The following is a 23,081-nucleotide window of genomic DNA, read 5'->3' as shown; positions in this document are numbered from 1 at the left end:
GAATACAGTTAGGAGAGGGTTATGCCGATTCGAATTGATAAAAAATTGCCAGCTGTTGAGATTTTGCGGACAGAGAATATCTTTGTCATGGATGATCAACGTGCTGCCCACCAAGATATTCGCCCTTTGAAGATTTTAATTTTAAATCTCATGCCACAGAAAATGGTCACAGAAACCCAGTTGTTGCGCCATTTGGCTAATACACCCTTGCAACTGGATATTGATTTTCTCTATATGGAAAGTCATCGATCTAAAACAACTCGTTCAGAGCACATGGAGACCTTTTATAAAACCTTTCCTGAAGTCAAGGATGAGTATTTTGATGGGATGATTATCACGGGTGCTCCAGTTGAGCATTTACCATTTGAGGAAGTGGATTATTGGGAAGAATTTAGCCAGGTGCTTGAGTGGTCCAAGACCCATGTCTATTCGACCCTTCATATCTGTTGGGGTGCTCAGGCTGGGCTTTATCTGCGCTATGGAGTGGAAAAATACCAGATGAACAGTAAGTTATCGGGTATCTATCCTCAGGACACCTTAAAGGAAGGTCATCTTCTTTTTAGAGGCTTTGACGATAGCTACGTAGCTCCTCATTCTCGGCATACGGAGATTTCTAAGGAAGAGATTCTGAATAAGACCAATCTCGAGATTTTATCAGAGGGACCTCAGGTTGGGGTTTCGATTTTGGCCAGTCGTGATTTGCGAGAAATTTATAGTTTTGGGCATTTGGAATATGACCGTGATACCTTGGCAAAAGAGTATTTCAGAGATTGTGATGCAGGTTTAGATCCTCATATTCCAGAAAATTATTTTAAGGATGATGATGTTAATCAGACGCCTTGTCTTTGTTGGTCTTCATCGGCAGCCCTCTTTTTCAGTAACTGGGTGAACTATGCGGTCTATCAGGAAACTCCTTTTGACTGGAGAAAAATAGAAGATGATGCATCTGCATTTGGGTATTTATAAGAGGAATTATGACATATTTAGACGCTTTTAAATCAGGGAACTTGGTTTTACCGAGTACCCTGCTCTTGCATTTTAAGGAACTCTTTCCTTCTAGCGACGATTTTCTGGTCTGGCAATTTTTCTATTTGCAAAATACGACAGGCTTAGAAGAAATGTCACCAAGCCAGATTGCTGAAAGGATTGGCAAGGAAATTTCAGATGTCAACCAGTCCATTTCCAATCTGACGGAGAGGGGACTGCTTCAGTACCGTACTATCGAATTAAATGGCGAAATCGAATTGCTTTTTGATGCTAGTTTGGCTTTGGAACGTTTGGATGACTTGCTTGGAGCTAGTGCTTCGAGTTCAGACCAGTTGACACCTCAGAATCAGCTTAAGGATTTGGTGGAAACCTTCCAGCAGGAGTTGGGACGCTTGTTGACACCTTTTGAGATTGAGGATTTGACCAAGACACTAAAGGAAGATGGGACCAGTGCTGACTTGATTAAGGAGGCTCTTCGTGAAGCTGTTTTAAATGGAAAAGCAAACTGGAAGTACATTCAGGCGATTTTGAGAAACTGGCGCCATGAAGGTATCAAAAGTGTGGCTCAAATCGAGGCTAAGCGGGCAGAAAGAGAAGCAAGCAATCCTCAGTTGACACAGGTATCTGCAGATTTCAGAAATGCTATGGATCTCTGGAAGGATTAATCCATGCAAGCAGGCTTGAAATCCGAGTAAGATTTGCAAGCTGTGTCTAATTGTGATAAAATAAATAGAAAATAAATTGAAAAAAGAGGTATGTGAAATGTCACGTAAACCATTTATCGCTGGTAACTGGAAAATGAACAAAAATCCAGAAGAAGCTAAAGCATTTGTTGAAGCAGTTGCATCAAAACTTCCTTCATCAGATCTTGTTGAAGCAGGTATCGCTGCTCCAGCTCTTGATTTGACAACTGTTCTTGCTGCTGCTAAAGGTTCAAACCTTAAAGTTGCTGCTCAAAACTGCTACTTTGAAAATGCAGGTGCCTTCACTGGTGAAACAAGCCCACAAGTTTTGAAAGAAATCGGTACTGACTACGTTGTTATCGGTCACTCAGAACGCCGTGACTACTTCCATGAAACTGACGAAGATATCAACAAAAAAGCAAAAGCAATCTTTGCAAACGGTATGCTTCCAATCATCTGTTGTGGTGAGTCACTTGAAACTTACGAAGCTGGTAAAGCTGCTGAATTCGTAGGTGCTCAAGTATCTGCTGCATTGGCTGGATTGACTGCTGAACAAGTTGCTGCCTCAGTTATCGCTTATGAGCCAATCTGGGCTATCGGTACTGGTAAATCAGCTTCACAAGACGACGCACAAAAAATGTGTAAAGTTGTTCGTGACGTTGTAGCTGCTGACTTTGGTCAAGAAGTTGCGGACAAAGTTCGTGTTCAATACGGTGGTTCTGTTAAACCTGAAAACGTTGCTTCATACATGGCTTGCCCAGACGTTGACGGTGCCCTTGTAGGTGGTGCGTCACTTGAAGCTGAAAGCTTCTTGGCTTTGCTTGACTTTGTAAAATAATCAGTAAGTAGCAAAAGCTAGGTGGAACAGCATTCAGGTGCCTGTTCCATTTTTTATAGGAGAGGAAAGATTGAAAACAAAATTTGTATGTATAGGGCTAGCAAGTCTTTGCTTACTTGGCGCAAGAGTTTCAGGAATTGCGGCAGATGAAACAAGTGGAAGCACAGTTTCAGAAAAATCTAGTTTATCAACAGGAACTTCATCAACTAGTAGCAATGAACAGAGAAACAGTGTCTCTGCCCACTGGGATGGAGATTATTATGTAAAGGCTGATGGTTCTAAAGCTCAAAGTGAATGGATTTTTGACAACTACTATAAGGCTTGGTTTTATATTAATTCAGATGGTCGTTACGCGCAGAATGAATGGCATGGAAATTACTACCTGAAATCAGGTGGATATATGGCCCAAAACGAGTGGATCTATGACAGTAATTACAAGAGTTGGTTTTATCTCAAGTCAGATGGGGCTTATGCTCATCAAGAATGGCAATTGATTGGAAATAAGTGGTATTACTTCAAGGAGTGGGGTTACATGGCTAAAAGCCAATGGCAAGGAAGTTATTTCTTGAATGGTCAAGGTGCCATGATGCAAAATGAATGGCTTTATGATCCGGCTTATTCTGCTTATTTTTATCTAAAATCCGATGGAACTTATGCCAACCAAGAGTGGCAAAAAGTGGGCGGCAAATGGTACTATTTCAAGAAGTGGGGCTATATGGCTCGGAATGAGTGGCAAGGCAACTACTATTTGACTGGAAGTGGTGCCATGGCGACTGACGAAGTGATTATGGATGGTGCTCGCTATATCTTTGCGGCTTCTGGTGAGCTCAAAGAAAAGAAAGATTTGAATGTCGGCTGGGTTCACAAAGATGGTAAACGCTATTTCTTTAATAATAGAGAAGAACAAGTAGGAACCGAACATGCTAAGAAAGTTATTGATATTAGTGAACACAATGGTCGTATCAATGATTGGAAAAAGGTTATTGATGAAAATGAAGTAGATGGTGTCATTGTTCGTCTAGGTTATAGCGGTAAAGAAGACAAGGAATTGGCGCATAACATTAAGGAGTTAAACCGTCTGGGAATTCCTTATGGTGTCTATCTCTATACCTATGCTGAAAATGAGACCGATGCTGAGAATGACGCTGAACAGACCATTGAACTTCTGAAGAAATACAATATGAACTTGTCTTACCCTATCTACTATGATGTTGAGAACTGGGAGTATGTAAATAAAAGTAAGCGTGCTCCGAGTGATACAGGTACTTGGGTTAAGATTATTAACAAGTACATGGAGACGATGAAGCAGGCTGGTTATCAAAATGTGTATGTCTATAGCTATCGTAGTTTATTACAGACGCGTTTAAAACACCCAGATATTTTAAAACATGTAAACTGGGTAGCGGCCTATACCAATGCTTTAGAATGGGAAAACCCTCATTATTCAGGAGAAAAAGGTTGGCAGTATACCTCTTCTGAATACATGAAAGGAATCCAAGGGCGCGTAGATGTCAGCGTTTGGTATTAAGCGATGATTTGAAAGAGGGATGTGATACTAGCACCCTCTTTTTCTTTGTTTTATGATAGTTTATCCTCGAGTAAATTCAAGATCTTGCTAGGAAATGAATCTTATATAGTAGATTGAATATAGACCAGGACATTGCGGTTGCTAAAATATTTTTAGAAATTCATTTGTCTTTCCTAATCGACTTGGCTCCATCTTATTTCAATCTATTATAGTCTTGGGGAATTTCTTCAAACCACATCAGCGTGCTCAGTTCTACCTGCGACCTCAAAACTTGTGCTTTGGTCAAGCTGGGTTTGGCTTCCTAGTTTGCTGATGGATTTCCATGGACTATAAGCATCCAGACCTCTTTTTCGTCTTCTAAAGAATTCTTAAATTATCAGTCTATTGCAACTTTTCTCATGTGGGTCATTTGGCTTGCTATTGTCTTTCCTTAGTAGTATACTAAGGTAGTAATCATTAAGAAGTGGTTACAAAAAATAATGAACGAGGTAAAATAAAATGGTAGAATTGAAAAAAGAAGCAGCAAAAGATGTCGCAACATTAACAAAAGCAGCGCCAGTAGCATTGGCAAAAACAAAGGAAGTTTTGAATCAAGCTGTTGCAGATTTGTATGTAGCGCATATTGCTCTTCATCAAGTACACTGGTATATGCGTGGTCGTGGTTTCCTTGTATGGCATCCAAAAATGGATGAGTATATGGAAGCTCTTGACGGTCAATTGGATGAAATCAGCGAACGCTTGATCACACTTGGTGGAAGCCCATTCTCTACATTGACAGAATTCCTTCAAAACAGTGAAATCGAAGAAGAAGCTGGTGAATACCGCAATGTTGAAGAAAGCTTGGAACGTGTTCTTGCTATCTACCGTTACTTGTCAGAACTTTTCCAAAAAGGTTTGGATGCCACTGATGAAGAAGGTGACGATGTGACAAACGGTATCTTTGCAGATGCTAAAACTGAAACGGATAAAACAATCTGGATGCTTGCAGCAGAACTTGGACAAGCACCTGGTTTGTAAGAAACAAGGCAACATAGATAAATCTGTAGGAAATTTCTTACAGATTTTTTCTATTTTGTAAGCTATTCCAAACCAGTCTTTTTTTGAGTTTTTTGATAAAATAGTACTATCAGTAAAAAGGATGGAAGCATGACTAAGAAAATCGTAGCTATTTGGGCCCAGGATGAAGAGGGTGTGATTGGTAAGGACAATCGTCTGCCTTGGCATTTGCCAGCAGAACTGCAACATTTCAAGGAAACAACTCTGAATCATGCTATCTTGATGGGGCGCGTGACCTTTGATGGGATGGGGCGTCGCTTGCTTCCAAAACGTGAGACCTTGATTTTGACACGTAACCTAGAAGAAAAGATAGATGGGGTTGCTACTTTTCACGATGTCCAGTCTGTCTTGGACTGGTATCAGGTTCAAGAAAAGAATCTCTACATTCTCGGTGGGAAGCAGATTTTTCAGGCTTTTGAGTCCTATTTGGATGAAGTGATTGTGACTCACATTCATGCTCGGGTGGAGGGAGATACCTATTTTCCTGAGGAGTTTGACTTATCTCTTTTTGAGACAGTTTCAAGCAAATCCTATACCAAAGATGAGAAAAATCCTTATGATTTTACCATCCAATACCGCAAGAGAAAGGAAGTCTAATGGAACGGAGTTTATTTGGTTTATTCACGGCTTTTCTGTGTTTCATCTGCCTTCTGGCAGGAGCACAGGCTTTTCGTAAAAAGCGTTACGGGCTTTCTATCCTGCTCTGGTTAAATGCCTTTACCAATTTGGTCAATAGTGTCCATGCCTTTTACATGACCTTATTTTAGATAGAATGACAGTATAGAATAGAACGGAAGGAAATCATGCCTACAACTAGGAAAAATGATATGATGGTTTATTGCTCATTTTGTGGCAAAAGCCAAGAAGAAGTACAAAAAATAATCGCTGGCAACAATGCCTTTATCTGTAATGAATGTGTGGAGTTGGCCCAGGAAATCATTCGGGAAGAGTTGGCTGAGGAAGTCTTGGCAGACTTGTCAGAAGTTCCAAAACCAATCGAACTCCTCCATATCTTGAATCACTATGTAATCGGTCAAGATCGTGCCAAGCGTGCTTTGGCAGTGGCGGTTTACAACCACTACAAACGTATCAATTTCCACGATACGCGTGAAGAGTCGGAAGATGTGGATTTGCAGAAGTCAAATATCTTGATGATTGGCCCAACTGGTTCGGGGAAAACTTTCCTTGCTCAGACCTTGGCTAAGAGTTTGAATGTACCTTTTGCGATTGCAGATGCGACAGCTCTGACGGAGGCTGGTTATGTGGGTGAGGACGTGGAAAATATCCTCCTCAAACTCCTGCAGGCTGCTGACTTTAATATTGAACGTGCAGAGCGTGGGATTATCTACGTGGATGAAATTGACAAGATTGCCAAGAAGAGCGAGAACGTGTCTATCACACGTGATGTTTCTGGTGAAGGGGTGCAACAAGTCCTTCTCAAAATTATCGAGGGAACTGTTGCTAGCGTACCACCTCAAGGTGGACGCAAACATCCGCAACAAGAGATGATTCAAGTGGATACCAAAAATATCCTCTTCATCGTGGGTGGTGCTTTTGATGGTATTGAAGAAATTGTCAAACAACGTCTGGGTGAAAAAGTCATCGGATTTGGTCAAAATAATAAGGCTATCGATGAAAATAGCTCTTACATGCAAGAAATCATCGCAGAAGATATTCAAAAATTTGGTATTATCCCTGAATTGATTGGACGCTTGCCAGTCTTTGCAGCTCTTGAACAGTTGACAGTAGATGATTTGGTTCGTATCTTGAAGGAACCAAGAAATGCTTTGGTGAAACAGTACCAAACCTTGTTATCTTATGATGATGTTGAGTTGGAATTTGACGACGAAGCTCTTCAAGAGATTGCCAATAAAGCCATTGAACGGAAGACAGGGGCGCGTGGTCTTCGCTCCATCATCGAAGAAACCATGCTAGATGTCATGTTTGAAGTACCGAGTCAGGAAAATGTGAAATTGGTCCGCATCACTAAAGAAGCTGTCGATGGAACGGATAAACCAATCCTAGAAACAGCCTAGAGGTGACTATGGAACTTAATATACACAATGCTGAAATCTTGCTCAGTGCGGCTAACAAGTCCCACTATCCGCAGGATGAACTGCCAGAGATTGCTCTTGCAGGGCGTTCAAATGTTGGCAAGTCTAGCTTTATCAATACTATGCTGAATCGTAAGAATCTAGCCCGAACATCAGGGAAACCTGGTAAAACTCAGCTGCTCAACTTCTTTAATATCGACGACAAGATGCGCTTTGTGGATGTGCCTGGTTATGGTTATGCCCGTGTTTCCAAAAAGGAACGTGAAAAGTGGGGGCGCATGATTGAGGAGTACCTAACGACTCGGGAAAATCTCCGTGCGGTAGTCAGTTTAGTTGACCTTCGTCATGACCCGTCAGCAGATGATGTACAGATGTACGAATTTCTTAAGTATTATGAGATTCCAGTCATCATTGTGGCGACTAAGGCGGACAAGATTCCTCGTGGTAAATGGAACAAGCACGAATCAGCAATCAAAAAAAAATTAAACTTTGACCCAAGTGACGACTTCATTCTCTTTTCATCTGTCAGCAAGGCAGGGATGGATGAGGCTTGGGATGCAATCTTAGAAAAATTGTGAGGAAAAGAAAATGGCAAAAACAATTCATACAGACAAAGCTCCAAAGGCTATCGGACCATATGTTCAAGGAAAAATCGTTGGCAACCTTTTGTTTGCTAGTGGTCAAGTTCCTCTCTCTCCTGAAACTGGGGAAATCGTTGGAGAAACGATTCAAGAACAGACAGAACAAGTCTTGAAAAACATTGGTGCTATTTTGGCAGAAGCAGGAACAGACTTTGACCATGTTGTTAAAACAACTTGCTTCTTGAGCGATATGAACGACTTCGTTCCTTTTAATGAGGTTTACCAAACGGCCTTTAAAGAGGAATTTCCAGCTCGTTCAGCTGTGGAGGTAGCTCGTCTTCCTCGTGATGTAAAAGTCGAAATCGAAGTCATCGCAGAGATTGGATAAGCTAGTTGAAGTTTGGTGTTGCCAAACTTCTTTTGATATAAGGAGAAAAAGATGACAAAGAAACAACTTCACTTGGTGATTGTAACAGGGATGAGTGGTGCTGGGAAAACCGTGGCCATTCAGTCCTTTGAGGATTTGGGTTATTTTACTATTGATAATATGCCGCCAGCCCTCTTGCCTAAGTTTTTGCAGTTGGTGGAAACAAAGGAAGACGACCATAAGTTGGCCTTGGTAGTGGATATGCGTAGCCGTTCTTTCTTCTCAGAGATTCAAGCTGTTTTGGATGAGCTGGAAAATAAGGAAGAACTGGACTTTAAAATTCTCTTTTTGGACGCAGCAGATAAGGAATTGGTAGCCCGTTACAAGGAAACCAGACGAAGTCACCCACTAGCAGCAGACGGTCGGATTTTGGATGGAATCAAGCTGGAACGTGAGCTCTTGGCACCTTTGAAAAATATGAGTCAAAATGTGGTGGATACGACTGAACTCACTCCACGTGAGCTGCGTAAAACCCTTGCAGAGCAGTTTTCAGATCAAGAACAAGCCCAGTCTTTCCGTATCGAAGTCATGTCTTTCGGCTTTAAATATGGAATCCCAATTGATGCGGACTTGGTTTTTGATGTGCGCTTTTTGCCAAATCCATATTACCTTCCAGAGCTGAGAAACCAAACGGGTGTGGATGAACCTGTTTATGACTATGTCATGAATCATCCTGAGTCAGAAGATTTTTATCAGCATTTATTGGCTTTGATTGAGCCGATTTTGCCAAGTTACCAAAAGGAAGGGAAGTCCGTTTTGACCATTGCCATGGGTTGTACGGGCGGACAACACCGTAGTGTAGCCTTTGCTAAACGCTTGGCGCAGGACTTATCCAAGAATTGGCCTGTTAATGAAGGGCATCGCGACAAAGAGCGAAGAAAGGAAACGGTAAACCGTTCATGAGAAAACCAAAGATAACGGTGATTGGTGGAGGAACTGGGATCCCCGTCATTCTTAAAAGTCTGCGTGAAAAAGATGTGGAAATTGCTGCTATCGTAACGGTGGCGGATGATGGTGGTTCATCAGGTGAACTCCGAAAAAATATGCAGCAATTGACACCGCCAGGTGATCTTCGTAATGTCCTTGTGGCCATGTCGGATATGCCTAAGTTTTATGAGAAAGTCTTTCAGTATCGCTTTTCCGAGGATGCCGGAGCCTTTGCTGGCCATCCATTGGGCAATCTCATTATTGCAGGTCTGTCAGAGATGCAGGGTTCGACCTATAATGCCATGCAGTTATTGAGCAAATTTTTCCATACAACTGGGAAGATTTATCCTTCCAGTGATCATCCTTTGACCCTTCATGCAGTCTTTCAGGATGGAACAGAAGTGGCTGGAGAGAGCCATATTGCAGACCATCCAGGCATGATTGACCATGTCTATGTGACCAATACCCTCAACGCTGATACGCCTCTGGCTAGCCGTCGAGTAGTCCAGACCATTCTTGAAAGTGACATGATTGTCCTCGGGCCTGGTTCACTCTTTACCTCAATTTTACCCAATATCGTGATTAAGGAAATTGGGCAGGCGCTTTTGGAAACTAAGGCAGAAATCGCCTATGTCTGCAATATCATGACCCAACGTGGGGAGACAGAACACTTTACAGATAGTGATCACGTGGAAGTCTTGCATCGTCACCTTGGCCGACCTTTTATCGACACTGTCTTGGTGAATATCGAAAAAGTGCCTCAGGAATACATGAATTCCAACCGTTTTGATGAATACTTGGTGCAGGTGGAACACGATTTTTCTGGTCTTTGTAAGCAAGTTCCGCGTGTGATTTCATCCAACTTCCTTCGTCTGGAAAATGGAGGTGCCTTCCACGATGGGAATTTGATTGTAGACGAGTTGATGCGGATTATACAGGTGAGAAAATGAGTTTCACAGTAGCAGTAAAAGAAGAAATCTTAGGTCAGCACCATCTGAGCCGGCATGAATTATCTGCCATTATCAAGATGTCTGGCAGTATCGGTCTCTCGACATCGGGCTTGACCTTGTCCGTCGTGACAGAAAATGCTAAACTAGCTCGTCACCTCTATGAGTCCTTTCTCCATTTCTACGGAATCAAATCAGAAATTCGCCATCACCAACGGAGCAATCTTCGTAAGAATCGGGTCTATACCGTTTTTACAGATGAAAAGGTGCAGGATTTGTTGAGTGATTTGCACTTGGCAGACTCCTTTTTTGGTTTGGAAACAGGTATTGATGAGGAGATTTTATCAGACGAGGAAGCAGGCCGTGCCTATCTCTGTGGTGCTTTCTTGGCAAATGGAAGTATTCGTGACCCTGAGTCAGGCAAGTACCAGTTGGAAATCAGTTCGGTTTATTTGGACCACGCGCAAGGGATTGCCTCTCTACTCCAGCAGTTTTTGCTGGATGCCAAGGTGCTTGAGCGCAAGAAGGGAGCTGTGACCTATCTCCAGCGTGCCGAAGACATTATGGACTTCTTGATAGTCATCGGAGCCATGCAGGCGCGTGATGATTTCGAGCGGGTTAAGATTTTGCGAGAAACCCGTAACGATCTCAATCGGGCCAATAATGCCGAGACAGCTAATATAGCTCGGACAGTTTCTGCCAGCATGAAGACTATCAACAATATCAGCAAAATCAAAGATATTATGGGCTTAGAAAATCTGCCAGTGGATTTGCAGGAAGTAGCGCAGTTGCGGATTCAGCACCCAGACTACTCTATCCAGCAGTTAGCAGATAGCCTCAGCACCCCTCTGACCAAAAGTGGTGTCAACCACAGACTCAGAAAAATCAATAAGATAGCCGATGAACTATAAAACCAGGCTCTTGTTTTGCGAGGTTCTTTTTTGAAATAAAAAGAGGTTGGGCAAAAGCAATGTCATTAAGTTAAGAAATTTGGCTCTTTAAAATCAAAAACGCATAATATCCGGTGTTGACTTGAACCGTAATACTATGCGTTTTATTGTGAGAAAATTTATTTCATTTTCTCCTGAAATTGAGTTTTTACCCAGTCTCTAATGAGTTATTTCCAAGTGACCAGTTCGCTCCAAACGCTAACATTCGATATAGTAGAGGTTTCACCAGCTGGAACCCATTTGTTGGTGCCTAAGTATCTAACTTCTAGTTTACGAACGTTTACTGTGTAAGATGCTTTTAGTCTAATATAACCATAAGTGTAGGGTGGTACGTTATGGGAGACTGAGTGATTTAAACTAAGTCCAGCTCCAGACTCCGGAGCAGAAAAGCTAACACCTGCACCTACAGTCAGAGTAGCTCCAGCTTTTCCACCATAGGCAGTTGAACTTACAGGACCTGATGTGGTGCTTTTCTTGTAAGAGTGAGAGTATTTAGTTCTATAGTCTGCAACACCAGTTGCATTAGAACGAGTCTGATACGTAGATTTAGACTCTAAATAGGCGTCTCTAAGTTCAGTCGTATAAAATGACAATAACTCTCCTGTGTTGATATCTTTTACAATACGATTAGATACAATTTCATAATTTGTACCAGGATAGACATCAGCAAAAACCGTAGATGTTGTGACTAAGAATAATAGACTTGATAGTAGAGAGAAAAACAATAGTTTCAGTTTAATCATAACAAATTTTCTTTCTTCATGAGTAAAAGATTATTTTTTCAATCCTTTGAAAGTTATAATGCAACCCGAAATAATACTGAGAGTTCCTACAGGTCTCCAATATAGTTGCCAAAAGAATAAATTTATTCTTTCTTTCAGTGTCGCATAGGGTTCGGCATAATAGGGGTTGATGTGAAATAATAAAAAACCAAAACATAAAACTATGATTCCAGTTAAGAATAAAATGTCCTTATTTACTTTCCTCATAAAACCTCCTTTTATTTTATTTAAAGCGCTTTCTATTATTAGTATACGTCAAAAAAAGAAAAAAACAAGTCTATTTATTTATTTTTTTATATGGTATAATAGAATAGTTGGAGAGTTTTTATATAGCTTTAAAAGGCTGATATGAATACTTTGTATAATCTAATGATTCTTCAAAAAATTTCTTATTCAAACAAGAGCAAAGAGAAGGTGGGCTGCATATCAGAAGTTAGATGTATTTCTGTCTAACTTTTGAGGTGTAGTTCATTTTAAAACCACGAATCCTATGTGACTCGTGGTTCTTTTTTATAAACTAGTAGAGTGTTTTGGTTGTACTTTTTGTTCAGGGTCAATGTAGTTGATGGCATTATTGACAGCAGTTGGAGCTTCTCCAAGCCCTGTCGCAATCAGATCAATTTTTCCGTCATAGTAGCAGCAGTCACCGATAGCATAGATACCTGCTTGGCTGGATTCCTGTTTGCTGTTGACAATAATCTTGTGGCGGTTGAGGTCGAGGCCCCAGTTTTTAAGATTACCAACAGAAGATTTGAAACCATAGTTGACAAAGAGGTGATCTAAGTCAATCATTTCTGTTTCATCAGATTTGACTTTTGTGATTTCAAGTTTATCAAGCGTTTTTCCATCTCCAAGGAGTTGGCTAGGGACGAATGGTGTCTTGATGGTTACAGATGATTCTTGCAAGGCTTGAACACTGTGCTCCAAGGCACGGAAATTATCTCTGCGGTGAACAAGGGTAGTTGGTGCAATTTTTTCAAAAGCCAAAGCCCAATCAACAGCCGAGTCTCCTCCACCAAGAATCGTCACTTTCTTACCAGCATATTGCTGGATGTTGGAAACGTGGTAGTGGATATTTTCATAGCCCTCAACCCCTTCTAGTTCCAAAGGACGTGGTTTGAAAGCACCGCCACCCATAGCGATGATAACTGTTTTAGTCAGGTGACTTCCTTTAGAAGTCGTGATAGTAAATCCTTCTTCTTGTTTTTCAATCTCAAGAACCGTTTCATTGAGATGAATAGGGGTATCAAATCCATTTAGCTGTTCAATCAAGCGATTAGTCAACTCTTCTCCAGTCAGGTTTGGGAAGCCTGGGACGTCTAGGATTTCCTTTTCAGGATAGAGAATAGCAGGTTGTCCACCTAGTTGGGGAAGGGAGTCGATGATTTGGACCTTGGCTTGGCGTAGGTGGGCATAAAAGGATGCAAAAAGCCCGACAGGACCACCACCTACAATGGTAATATCATAGAGTTGAGACATAGTTTCTCCTTTGTTTTTTCTAGTCAGTTTATTTTATCATATTTTTGCTCAATGTAAAATGAACTAGGATAGGGAAAAAAATGCCAGAAAATGGTATAATAGGACGAAAGTGTTTTGATAGGGAGGATATCAGGGATGAATTTTCAACAATTATCCAATCTGCAATATTGGACCAGTTTGTTTGCAAGTCCATGGACGATAGCTATCAATCTGATTGATATTTTGATTGTTGCTTATATTTTATACCATTTTACAAAAGCTATTGCAGGAACCAAGATTATGATTTTGGTACGTGGAGTTTTGGTGTTTATTTTAGCTCAAATCCTTGCAAATATGATTGGCTTGACTACGATTTCTTGGTTGATCAATCAAATTATTACTTATGGGGTTATTGCGGCGGTTGTTATCTTCTCTCCAGAGATTCGGACTGGTTTGGAACGTTTGGGAAGAGCGACAGATTTCTTTTCCAATGCCCCTATTAGTGCTGAGGAACAGATGATTCGTGCCTTTGTTAAGTCTGTTGAATACATGAGTCCTCGTAAAATCGGTGCCTTGGTTGCTATTCAGCGTGTACGTACCTTGCAGGAGTATATTTCGACAGGAATTCCCTTGGATGCTAAGATTTCTGCAGAACTTCTCATTAACATTTTTATTCCCAACACACCCCTACATGATGGTGCGGTGATTATTAGAGAAGAACGTATCGCTGTGACGTCTGCCTATCTGCCCTTGACAGAAAGTACAGGAATTTCCAAGGAATTTGGGACCAGACACCGGGCGGCTATCGGTTTATCAGAAGTCTCAGATGCCTTGACTTTTGTCGTATCAGAGGAAACGGGAGGAATTTCGATAACCTATAATGGAAGCTTTAAGCACAACCTAACACTTGATGAATTTGAAACAGAATTACGTGAAATCTTACTTCCAAAAGAGGAAGCAGGTCTTAGTTTTAAAGAACGATTGCTAGGAGGATGGAAACATGAGAAAAAATAGTTTATACATCATATCCTCACTCTTTTTTGCTTGTGTCTTATTTGTCTATGCTACGGCGACGAATTTTCAAAACAGTACCAGTGCTAGGCAGGTAAAAACGGAAACCTATACGAATACAGTAACAAATGTCCCTATTGACATACGCTATAATAGTGATGAGTATTTTATTAGCGGTTTTGCTTCAGAAGTATCAGTGGTCTTGACTGGTGCAAATCGCCTATCGCTAGCTAGTGAAATGCAAGAAAGCACACGTAAATTCAAGGTTACTGCTGACCTAACAGATGCCAGTGTTGGAACGATTGAAGTTCCTTTGAGCATTGAAGATTTACCCAATGGGCTGACCGCTGTGGCGACTCCGCAAAAAATTACAGTCAAGATTGGTAAGAAGGCTCAGAAGGATAAGGTAAAGGTTGTACCAGAGATTGACCCTAGTCAAATTGATAGTCGGGTACAAATTGAAAATGTCACAGTGTCAGATGAAGAAGTGTCGATTACGAGTGACCAAGAGACATTGGATAGAATTGATAAGATTATCGCTGTCTTGCCAACTAGCGAACGCATAACAGGTAATTACAGTGGTTCGGTACCTTTGCAGGCAATCGACCGCAATGGTGTTGTCTTACCGGCAGTTATCACTCCGTTTGATACAATAATGAAGGTGACTACAAAACCAGTAGCACCAAGTTCAAGTACATCAAATTCAAGTGCAAGTAGTTCATCGGAGACATCTTCGTCAACGAAAGCAACTAGTTCAAAAACGAATTAAAAATAGAAAAAGGATTTTATAAAAATGGGTAAATATTTTGGGACTGATGGAGTCCGTGGAGAAGCTAATGTAGAACTTACTCCAGAATTAGCTTTTAAGCTAGGACGTTTTGGAGGCTATGTTCTCAGTCAACATGAAACGGAAGCACCGAAAGTCTTTGTAGGACGTGACACACGTATTTCAGGGGAAATGCTGGAATCTGCCCTGGTAGCTGGTCTTCTTTCAGTTGGTATTCACGTATACAAACTAGGCGTTTTGGCAACACCAGCAGTAGCTTACTTGGTTAAAACTGAAGGAGCAAGCGCAGGTGTCATGATTTCTGCTAGCCACAACCCAGCCCTTGATAACGGAATCAAGTTCTTTGGTGGTGACGGCTTCAAACTAGATGACGAAAAAGAAGCAGAAATTGAAGCCTTGCTAGACGCTGCAGAAGACACTCTGCCACGTCCAAGTGCAGAAGGCTTGGGAACCTTGGTAGATTACCCAGAAGGCTTGCGTAAGTATGAAGGCTACCTTGTTTCAACTGGAACTCCTCTTGATGGAATGAAGGTTGCCTTGGATACAGCTAATGGAGCAGCTTCTACCAGTGCCCGTCAGATTTTTGCTGATCTTGGTGCTCAGTTGACGGTTATCGGAGAAACACCAGATGGTCTTAACATCAACCTTAATGTTGGTTCAACCCATCCAGAAGCCCTTCAAGAAGTGGTCAAAGAAAGCGGGTCAGCGATTGGTTTGGCCTTTGATGGAGACAGTGACCGTTTGATTGCTGTCGATGAGAATGGCGACATTGTCGATGGTGATAAGATCATGTACATCATAGGAAAATACCTTTCTGAAAAAGGACAATTGGCCCAAAATACAATTGTGACAACTGTTATGTCCAACCTTGGCTTCCACAAGGCCTTGGATCGTGAAGGCATTAACAAGGCAGTCACTGCAGTTGGCGACCGCTACGTTGTTGAAGAAATGCGAAAATCAGGCTACAACCTTGGTGGTGAGCAGTCTGGGCACGTTATCTTGATGGATTACAATACCACTGGTGATGGTCAATTATCTGCTGTCCAATTGACAAAAATCATGAAGGAAACTGGTAAGAGCTTGTCAGAGTTGGCAGCAGAAGTAACCATTTACCCACAAAAATTAGTTAATATCCGAGTGGAAAATGCCATGAAGGAAAAGGCTATGGAAGTGCCAGCTATCAAGGTTATCATCGAGAAGATGGAAGCTGAAATGGCGGGGAATGGACGTATCCTTGTTCGCCCAAGTGGAACAGAGCCTCTCTTGCGTGTTATGGCAGAAGCTCCTACAACAGAAGAAGTGGACTACTATGTTGATACCATCGCAGACGTAGTTCGAGCTGAAATCGGGATTGACTAAATCCTAGAAAACTAGATGAAAATAAAAAATTATGGTACAATAGCTTATAATATTGTAGCCAAGGGAGAAAGACATGAATCTTAAACGTGAACAAGAATTTGTTAGTCAGTATCATTTTGATGCGCGTAATTTTGAATGGGAAAATGAAAATGGAGCTCCTGAAACTAAGGTGGATGTGAACTTCCAATTGCTCCAACATGATCAAGAAAATCAAGTGACTTCCTTGATTGTCATCTTGACCTTTATGATTGTATTTGATAAGTTTGTCATCAGTGGAACCATTTCACAGGTAAATCATATCGATGGCCGTATTGTCAATGAACCAAGTGAATTGAGCCAAGAAGAAGTGGAAACTTTGGCTCGCCCAAGTTTGAACATGCTCAACCGTTTGACTTACGAAGTAACTGAAATTGCATTAGACTTACCAGGAATCAATTTGGAGTTCTAATATGAAACTAGCTGTTATCACAGATTCCTCTGCCTATCTCAGTGCAGAGACCTTGCAAAGAGAAGATTTATTTGTCTTGGATATTCCTGTCAATATTGATGGTGAGGAATATGTCGAAGGTATCAATCTGACTGCTGAGGAATTTTACCAAAAAATGGCTCAGGCTTCTGAATTGCCTAAGACTAGTCAACCAAGTATTGCCAAGTTAGATGAAATCTTGACTTCGCTCAAAGAACAAGGCTATACCCATGCCTTGGGGCTTTTCCTATCTTCTGGAATTTCAGGTTTTTACCAAAATATCCAGTATATGATAGATGACTATGAGGGCTTAACCATTGCTTTTCCAGACACTTTGATTACAAGTGCTCCTCTGGGTATCATGGTTGAAAGTGTCTTTAATTGGCGTGACCAGGGCGATGATTTTGTCAGCATTCAGGATAAGCTAGCCATTCAAATCAGTCGTACGTCAGCCTTTATCATGGTAGATGATTTGGATCATTTGGTGAAAGGTGGACGCCTTTCAAATGGGGCTGCTATTTTGGGCAATTTGCTTAGTATTAAGCCAATCCTTTATTTCAACGACCAAGGTGTGATTGAAGTTTACGAAAAAGTTCGTACTGAAAAGAAAGCAACCAAGCGCTTAATTGAAATTATCAAGGAAGCAACAGCTTCAGGGCAATACCGGGTCATTGTTATTCACGGAAATGCCCCTGAAAAGGCTGAGGAATTGCGCCAGCACTTGCTAGAATCTGGAGTGGGTTCGGATATTTCACTTGCTACATTTGGTAGTGTCATTGGAACTCACCTAGGAGCAGGAAGTATTGCTCTGGGGTATATTCCAGTGATTTAGTTGGCGCTTCTAGGCTAGTTAAGAAGTTAGCAATTGAACACGTCTGGAACCCTGTGTGAAAAAGATAGTTCTTCCAAGGAGTAGACACTTCTTGATCAGAACTCCTATTTTCACTTTGTGTTCCTACAGGCTTTGTATCTTAGAAATTGAACATGGACTACCTGCCTCTTGAAAAAAGATGTTTGTCTTGCCTTTTGTGGAAAGTCAGCGCCATTCCCTATTTTTCATGGGCAGCTAAGGTCCTTTGTATCTTAGACAGGAGTAGAGATGAGTATTCGAGTAATTATTGCCGGTTTTAAGGGAAAGATGGGCCAAGCTGCTTGTCAGATGGTCTTGGCTGATCCAGACTTGGACTTGGTAGCAGTTTTGGATCCTTTTGAGTCTGAGTCAGAATGGCAGGGAATTCCTGTTTTCAAGTATAAGGCTGATTTGGCCGGTTTTGAAGCGGATGTCTGGGTAGACTTTACGACACCAGCTGTTGCCTATGAAAATACACGCTTTGCTCTTGAAAATGGCTTTGCTCCAGTAGTTGGAACAACAGGCTTCACAAGTGAAGAAATTGCAGAGTTAAAAGAATTTTCCCGTGCCCAAGCCTTGGGTGGCTTGATTGCCCCTAACTTTGCCTTGGGTGCTGTCTTGCTTATGCAATTTTCAAGGCAGGCTGCCAAATATTTCCCAAATGTGGAGATTATCGAGCTCCATCATGACAAGAAAAAGGATGCTCCGAGTGGAACAGCTATTAAAACAGCTGAGTTGATGGCAGAAGTTCGAGAGTCTATTCAACAAGGTGCAGCAGATGAGGAAGAATTGATTGCAGGTGCCCGTGGTGCTGACTTTGATGGCATGCGCATCCACTCAGTTCGTTTGCCAGGCTTGGTAGCCCATCAGGAAGTCATTTTTGGCAATCAAGGAGAAGGATTGACCCTCCGTCATGACTCCTATGATCGCAGCTCCTTCATGACAGGGGTGAATTTGGGAATTAAAGAAGTTGTCAAGCGTCATGAGCTTGTCTATGGATTAGAACACTTATTATGAGATTAACGCAAATGCCTTCTGAATTTCAGAAGGCTTTACCAGTATTAGAAAAAATCAAAGAAGCAGGTTTTGAGGCCTATTTTGTTGGAGGTTCTGTTCGAGATGCCCTCCTCAATCGTCCCATCCATGATGTGGATATTGCGACGTCTTCTTATCCAGAAGAAACCAAGCAGATTTTTCCGCGAACAGCCGATATCGGAATCGAGCATGGAACCGTCTTGGTTTTAGATGGGGATGAGGAGTATGAGGTAACCACCTTTCGAACTGAAGATGTCTATGTGGACTATCGCAGACCCAGTGCGGTTTCCTTTGTTCGTTCGCTAGAAGAAGACCTCAAACGCCGTGATTTCACAGTCAACGCTTTTGCCTTGGACGAGACAAGGGAAATCATTGACTTGTTCCATGGTTTAGACGATTTGGAAAATCAAGTCTTGAGGGCAGTTGGAGTGGCAAGTGAGCGTTTCAACGAAGATGCTTTGCGGATTATGCGTGGCTTCCGTTTTCAGGCCAGTCTTGGTTTTGAACTTGAGCCAGAAACATTTAAAGCTATGAAGACCTTGACGCCACTTTTAGAGAAAATTTCTGTGGAGCGTACCTTCGTCGAGTTTGATAAACTCTTGCTGGCTCCATTTTGGAGAAGAGGTTTGGCTTCCATGATTGAGAGTCAAGCTTATGATTATCTCCCTGATATGGAATCTAGCCAGGACAAGCTCAATAGACTGTTTGATTTGGAGACTGATTTTATCTTTGAATCCTCTGAACAAGCTTGGTCGGCTCTACTGTCGGCTTTGGAGATTGAAAATGCGCAGCCATTTTTGAAAGCTTGGAAGACCTCACGTCAGTTTGCCAAGCAAGTTCAGGATTTGCTGACTATTTTGGCTCTGCGTGAAAAGGGAGAATTGAGCAAGCGAGATTGTTATCGCTTTGACTTGGATTTGCTTTTACAGGCTGAAAGTCTTCGTCAGGCCCAAGGAAAAGAAGTTAACCCGCAAGCCATCACAGAAACTTACCAGAGTTTGACCATTCATGATAAGAAAGAAATCCAAATCAACGGTGGTATTTTGATCAAGGAATATGGTTATCAGCCTGGCCCAGACTTGGGAGAGATTTTAACAGAGATTGAGTATGCCATTGTTGATGGAGAATTGGAAAATGACCGTCAAGCCATCCATGCTTATCTGAGGGAGAAAAAATGAGTGATTTTATCGTTGAAAAACTAAGTAAATCCGTCGGTGACAAGACCGTTTTTAAGGATATTTCCTTTATTATCCATGACCTAGACAGGATTGGTCTGATTGGTGTCAATGGAACTGGTAAGACCACCCTTTTAGATGTTCTTTCTGGTGTTTCTGGCTTTGATGGGGATGTCAGTCCTTTTTCAGCAAAGAACGATTACCAGATTGGTTACTTGACCCAAGATCCTGATTTTGATGATAGCAAGACGGTTTTGGATACGGTCCTATCTAGCGACCTAAAAGAAATCCAGCTCATTCGTGAGTATGAATTGATCATGCTCAACTATAGTGAGGACAAGCAGGCACGTTTGGAACGGGTCATGGCAGAAATGGACTCTCTCCAAGCTTGGGAAATTGAGAGTCAGGTCAAGACGGTTCTTAGCAAGCTGGGGATTCAGGACTTATCTACTCCTGTTGGGGAATTGTCAGGTGGTCTAAGAAGACGGGTCCAGTTGGCGCAAGTTCTTCTTGGTAATCACGACCTCTTGCTGCTGGACGAGCCGACCAACCATCTGGATATTGCGACTATTGAGTGGCTGACCCTCTTTTTGAAAAATTCTAAGAAGACGGTTCTCTTTATCACCCATGATCGCTATTTCTTGGACGCTTTGTCAACTCGGATTTTCGAGTTGGATCGCGCAGGCTTGACCGAGTACCAGGGAAATTACCAGGACTATGTTCGCCTTAAGGCGGAACAGGACGAGCGAGATGCTGCTTTACTCCACAAAAAAGAACAACTTTATAAGCAAGAATTGGCCTGGATGCGCAGACAACCGCAGGCGCGTGCGACCAAACAGCAGGCTCGTATCAATCGTTTCCACGACTTGAAGAAAGAAGTCTTAGGTGGCGTTGCTGAAACAGATTTGACCATGAACTTTGAAACCAGTCGGATTGGGAAGAAAGTCATCGAGTTTCAGGATGTTTCCTTTGCCTATGAAAACAAGCCTATTTTGCAAGATTTTAATCTCTTAGTTCAGGCCAAAGACCGTATCGGAATCGTTGGGGACAATGGTGTTGGAAAATCAACTCTCCTTAACTTGATTGCAGGCATTCTTGAGCCGACAGCAGGACAAGTTGTGATTGGGGAAACTGTTCGCATCGCCTATTTCTCTCAGCAAATTGAGGGCTTGGATGAAAGCAAGCGTGTTATCAATTACCTGCAGGAAGTGGCAGAAGAGGTCAAGACCAGTGGTGGTTCTAGTACTTCGATTGCAGAGCTGCTGGAGCAGTTCCTTTTCCCACGTTCGACGCATGGAACCTTGATTGAGAAATTGTCTGGGGGAGAGAAAAAACGTCTTTATCTCCTCAAATTGCTTTTGGAAAAACCAAATGTTCTTCTCTTGGACGAACCGACAAATGACCTAGATATTGCGACCTTGACAGTTTTGGAGAATTTCTTGCAAGGCTTTGCTGGTCCGGTTTTGACTGTTAGTCACGACCGCTATTTCTTGGATAAGGTAGCGACTAAGATTCTGGCTTTTGAGGATGGCAAGATTCGTCCTTTCTTTGGTCATTATACCGACTATCTTGATGAAAAAGCCTTTGAAACAGAGATGGCCAATCAAGTGCAAAAGGCCGAAAAGGAAAAAGTGGTCAAGGTTCGTGAAGACAAGAAACGCATGACCTACCAAGAAAAGCAGGAGTGGGCAAGCATTGAAGGTGATATTGAAACCTTGGAAAATCGTATCGCTGCGATTGAAGAGGAGATGCAGGCCAATGGTTCTGACTTTGGTAAGCTGGCTACTCTCCAAAAAGAACTGGATGAGAAAAACGAAGCACTCCTTGAAAAATACGAACGCTATGAATACCTAAGTGAGTTTGATAGCTAGAAGAATAGAAAAATCCCGTCTCATGACAGGATTTTTCTATTCTTTTTTGGTTTCTTGATGAAAGATATTTTGCCAAGTTTCGTGGCGACGCCAGATACTGGTATGGACAATTCCGTCCAATTCATAGCTGATGAGTTTTGTTTTCTGACTGATGGAAGTGATTTGGATGTCCTTGATAGCTGAATTCAAGTCTTTTTCGGCTTTATAGGCCTCTTTATCCATCTGCTCTCCATCCTGACGAATATAGACAAAATCATCAGCTAAGAGTTCTTCCAGTTGATTTCCTTGGTCAATCAATTGTTCACGCATGAGCAATTTTTTATAGACATTGTCTAAAACTTCATCCTCAGGGATAGGTGCTGGCTCGATATGGACATCGGTATCAAAGACGCCAAAACGTTCCTCCAGCATAGACTCGACTTGATCCGCGATTTCATGACTCTCAAAAACAGACAAGTCAGGATTCATTTCTAGCGTAATATCAAGGTAAATGTTGCTACCGTAGGTACGACCTCTTTGAGATTTAACCTTACTGATTTTAGGAATTTCCATAATGGCCTTTTGGTATTCCTCAAGCAGACGATCGTCAAAACCATCTGAGAGACTAAAGGAAGACTCGATAAAGATATCATAGGCAGTCTTCAAGATAAAGAAAGTGATGATAATGGCAACCAGTTTATCCACAATGGGATAATTGAAACTGCTGGCTAGGATGGCAATGGTAGTACCAAGTGAGGTGACAGCATCAGAAAGATTGTCCTTGGCGGCAGCCTTTAGTGCCTTGGAATTGGATTTCTTACTGAGGCGAGTATTGTAGAGATAGACCACAAACATAATCGCTGCAGAAATGATTCCCAGAGTTGCACCAAGAGGATCAATGACCGTTTCTTCACGACTGATAATCTTTTGAATGGTGTCCCTCAGAACATCAAAACCAACATAGAACATGATAATAGAAGTGATCAAGCTAGCCAAATCCTCAATCTTCCAGTGGCCAAAACGGTGGTCTCGGTCAGCAGGTTGGCGTGCCATTCGAATCCCGATTAAGAGGGCCACATTTCCAATGATGTCCGAGACGTTGTTAAAACCATCGGCCACCAAACTGGATGAATGAAGGAGATGACCAGTCGCTAACTTGGCTGCCGATAAGAGCAGGTAGGTCGAAATACTGATAATAGCCCCACGCTCAGCTAACTTGAGATTTGAGATAGATTGCTTCATTCAACTTCCTTTCTAGTCACATAGCATTCTACCATTATACTGGTTTTCAAGGGAAAATTCAAATAGGATGGATAAAATTAAGAAAATA

At 41.8% G+C, this 23,081-nt stretch carries 24 protein-coding genes; 21 read left to right on the top strand and 3 right to left on the bottom strand.

Translation table 11 applies throughout. The annotated features are described in order from the left end of the window. Positions 1-21: 21 nt before the first annotated feature. From metA to whiA, 13 genes are all read left to right on the top strand, one after another. Positions 22-966: a homoserine O-succinyltransferase gene (gene metA / locus HW098_RS00490; protein WP_057487093.1), complete on the top strand. Its 945-nt coding sequence runs from the start codon at positions 22-24 to the stop codon at positions 964-966. Between the two features lie 8 nt (positions 967-974). Then, a complete protein-coding gene (locus tag HW098_RS00485; protein WP_176138943.1) occupies positions 975-1,652 on the top strand; it encodes a DnaD domain-containing protein in 678 nt (225 codons plus the stop codon). Positions 1,653-1,749: 97 nt separating this feature from the next. After that, the gene (gene tpiA, locus HW098_RS00480) at positions 1,750-2,508 is read left to right on the top strand and encodes a triose-phosphate isomerase (protein WP_000087893.1); all 759 of its coding nucleotides are present in this window, start codon (positions 1,750-1,752) and stop codon (positions 2,506-2,508) included. A gap of 37 nt (positions 2,509-2,545) precedes the next feature. After that, complete coding sequence (gene lytC, locus HW098_RS00475) at positions 2,546-4,036, top strand: choline binding-anchored murein hydrolase LytC (RefSeq protein WP_137996073.1); 1,491 nt, start codon at positions 2,546-2,548, stop codon at positions 4,034-4,036. 498 nt (positions 4,037-4,534) lie between these two features. Next, on the top strand, positions 4,535-5,053 hold the full coding sequence (locus HW098_RS00470) for a Dps family protein (protein WP_176138942.1): 519 nt from the start codon (positions 4,535-4,537) through the stop codon (positions 5,051-5,053). A gap of 129 nt (positions 5,054-5,182) precedes the next feature. After that, positions 5,183-5,689: a dihydrofolate reductase gene (locus tag HW098_RS00465; RefSeq protein ID WP_024475379.1), complete on the top strand. Its 507-nt coding sequence runs from the start codon at positions 5,183-5,185 to the stop codon at positions 5,687-5,689. Then, positions 5,689-5,859, top strand: a complete 171-nt coding sequence (locus tag HW098_RS00460; RefSeq protein WP_000442277.1) for a hypothetical protein — start codon at positions 5,689-5,691, stop codon at positions 5,857-5,859. The genes HW098_RS00465 and HW098_RS00460 overlap by 1 nt, the downstream gene beginning before the upstream one ends. A gap of 36 nt (positions 5,860-5,895) precedes the next feature. Beyond that, complete coding sequence (clpX, locus tag HW098_RS00455; RefSeq protein ID WP_176138941.1) at positions 5,896-7,128, top strand: ATP-dependent Clp protease ATP-binding subunit ClpX; 1,233 nt, start codon at positions 5,896-5,898, stop codon at positions 7,126-7,128. 8 nt (positions 7,129-7,136) lie between these two features. Next, positions 7,137-7,724, top strand: a complete 588-nt coding sequence (yihA, locus tag HW098_RS00450; protein ID WP_000422410.1) for a ribosome biogenesis GTP-binding protein YihA/YsxC — start codon at positions 7,137-7,139, stop codon at positions 7,722-7,724. A 10-nt stretch (positions 7,725-7,734) separates the two neighbouring features. Beyond that, positions 7,735-8,115 (top strand): RidA family protein, encoded by a 381-nt coding sequence (locus tag HW098_RS00445; RefSeq protein WP_001140420.1) that lies wholly within the window; start codon positions 7,735-7,737, stop codon positions 8,113-8,115. Positions 8,116-8,166: 51 nt separating this feature from the next. Beyond that, positions 8,167-9,057 carry an RNase adapter RapZ gene (gene rapZ / locus HW098_RS00440; protein WP_176138940.1) on the top strand — a complete coding sequence of 297 codons (891 nt, stop codon included), beginning with the start codon at positions 8,167-8,169 and terminating at the stop codon, positions 9,055-9,057. After that, the gene (locus HW098_RS00435; RefSeq protein ID WP_176138939.1) at positions 9,054-10,031 is read left to right on the top strand and encodes a YvcK family protein; all 978 of its coding nucleotides are present in this window, start codon (positions 9,054-9,056) and stop codon (positions 10,029-10,031) included. The genes rapZ and HW098_RS00435 overlap by 4 nt, the downstream gene beginning before the upstream one ends. Beyond that, positions 10,028-10,939, top strand: coding sequence for a DNA-binding protein WhiA (gene whiA / locus HW098_RS00430; protein WP_176138938.1), 912 nt, complete (start codon positions 10,028-10,030; stop codon positions 10,937-10,939). Before HW098_RS00435 ends, whiA begins: the two co-directional genes overlap by 4 nt. A gap of 206 nt (positions 10,940-11,145) precedes the next feature. On the opposite strand, the gene HW098_RS00425 is transcribed toward whiA, so the two are convergent. Together HW098_RS00425 and HW098_RS00420 are read right to left on the bottom strand one after the other, a co-directional pair. Continuing rightward, positions 11,146-11,721, bottom strand: coding sequence for a hypothetical protein (locus HW098_RS00425; RefSeq protein ID WP_000593540.1), 576 nt, complete (start codon positions 11,719-11,721; stop codon positions 11,146-11,148). Between the two features lie 549 nt (positions 11,722-12,270). After that, positions 12,271-13,239, bottom strand: a complete 969-nt coding sequence (locus HW098_RS00420; RefSeq protein WP_176138937.1) for an NAD(P)/FAD-dependent oxidoreductase — start codon at positions 13,237-13,239, stop codon at positions 12,271-12,273. Between the two features lie 135 nt (positions 13,240-13,374). On the opposite strand from HW098_RS00420, the gene cdaA reads away from it, so the two are divergent. The 8 genes from cdaA to HW098_RS00380 all read left to right on the top strand — a co-directional run bounded on the left by cdaA (position 13,375) and on the right by HW098_RS00380 (position 21,772). Then, entirely contained in the window at positions 13,375-14,232 is an 858-nt protein-coding gene (gene cdaA, locus HW098_RS00415) for a diadenylate cyclase CdaA (RefSeq protein WP_050089436.1), read from the top strand. Continuing rightward, positions 14,219-14,998 (top strand): CdaR family protein, encoded by a 780-nt coding sequence (locus HW098_RS00410; protein WP_176138936.1) that lies wholly within the window; start codon positions 14,219-14,221, stop codon positions 14,996-14,998. The genes cdaA and HW098_RS00410 overlap by 14 nt, the downstream gene beginning before the upstream one ends. Before the next feature lie 24 nt (positions 14,999-15,022). Then, positions 15,023-16,375 (top strand): phosphoglucosamine mutase, encoded by a 1,353-nt coding sequence (glmM, locus tag HW098_RS00405; RefSeq protein WP_176138935.1) that lies wholly within the window; start codon positions 15,023-15,025, stop codon positions 16,373-16,375. A gap of 73 nt (positions 16,376-16,448) precedes the next feature. Continuing rightward, entirely contained in the window at positions 16,449-16,823 is a 375-nt protein-coding gene (locus HW098_RS00400; RefSeq protein WP_001050088.1) for a DUF1149 family protein, read from the top strand. Between the two features lies 1 nt (position 16,824). Next, positions 16,825-17,673 carry a DegV family protein gene (locus HW098_RS00395; protein WP_176138934.1) on the top strand — a complete coding sequence of 283 codons (849 nt, stop codon included), beginning with the start codon at positions 16,825-16,827 and terminating at the stop codon, positions 17,671-17,673. A gap of 267 nt (positions 17,674-17,940) precedes the next feature. Next, positions 17,941-18,708, top strand: a complete 768-nt coding sequence (dapB, locus tag HW098_RS00390; RefSeq protein ID WP_176138933.1) for a 4-hydroxy-tetrahydrodipicolinate reductase — start codon at positions 17,941-17,943, stop codon at positions 18,706-18,708. After that, positions 18,705-19,904 (top strand): CCA tRNA nucleotidyltransferase, encoded by a 1,200-nt coding sequence (locus HW098_RS00385; protein WP_345789764.1) that lies wholly within the window; start codon positions 18,705-18,707, stop codon positions 19,902-19,904. The genes dapB and HW098_RS00385 overlap by 4 nt, the downstream gene beginning before the upstream one ends. Continuing rightward, complete coding sequence (locus HW098_RS00380; protein WP_176138932.1) at positions 19,901-21,772, top strand: ABC-F family ATP-binding cassette domain-containing protein; 1,872 nt, start codon at positions 19,901-19,903, stop codon at positions 21,770-21,772. Before HW098_RS00385 ends, HW098_RS00380 begins: the two co-directional genes overlap by 4 nt. 36 nt (positions 21,773-21,808) lie before the next feature. Here the strand turns inward: HW098_RS00380 and mntE are convergent, their stop codons facing one another. Further along, complete coding sequence (gene mntE, locus HW098_RS00375; protein ID WP_176138931.1) at positions 21,809-22,993, bottom strand: CDF family manganese efflux transporter MntE; 1,185 nt, start codon at positions 22,991-22,993, stop codon at positions 21,809-21,811. Between the last annotated feature and the right edge of the window lie 88 nt (positions 22,994-23,081).

This window comes from Streptococcus sp. 1453, from assembly GCF_013276955.1.
Classification (GTDB): domain Bacteria; phylum Bacillota; class Bacilli; order Lactobacillales; family Streptococcaceae; genus Streptococcus.
The sequence above is the reverse complement of the archived record's forward strand: the minus strand, read 5'-3'. Positions and strand labels throughout refer to the sequence as shown.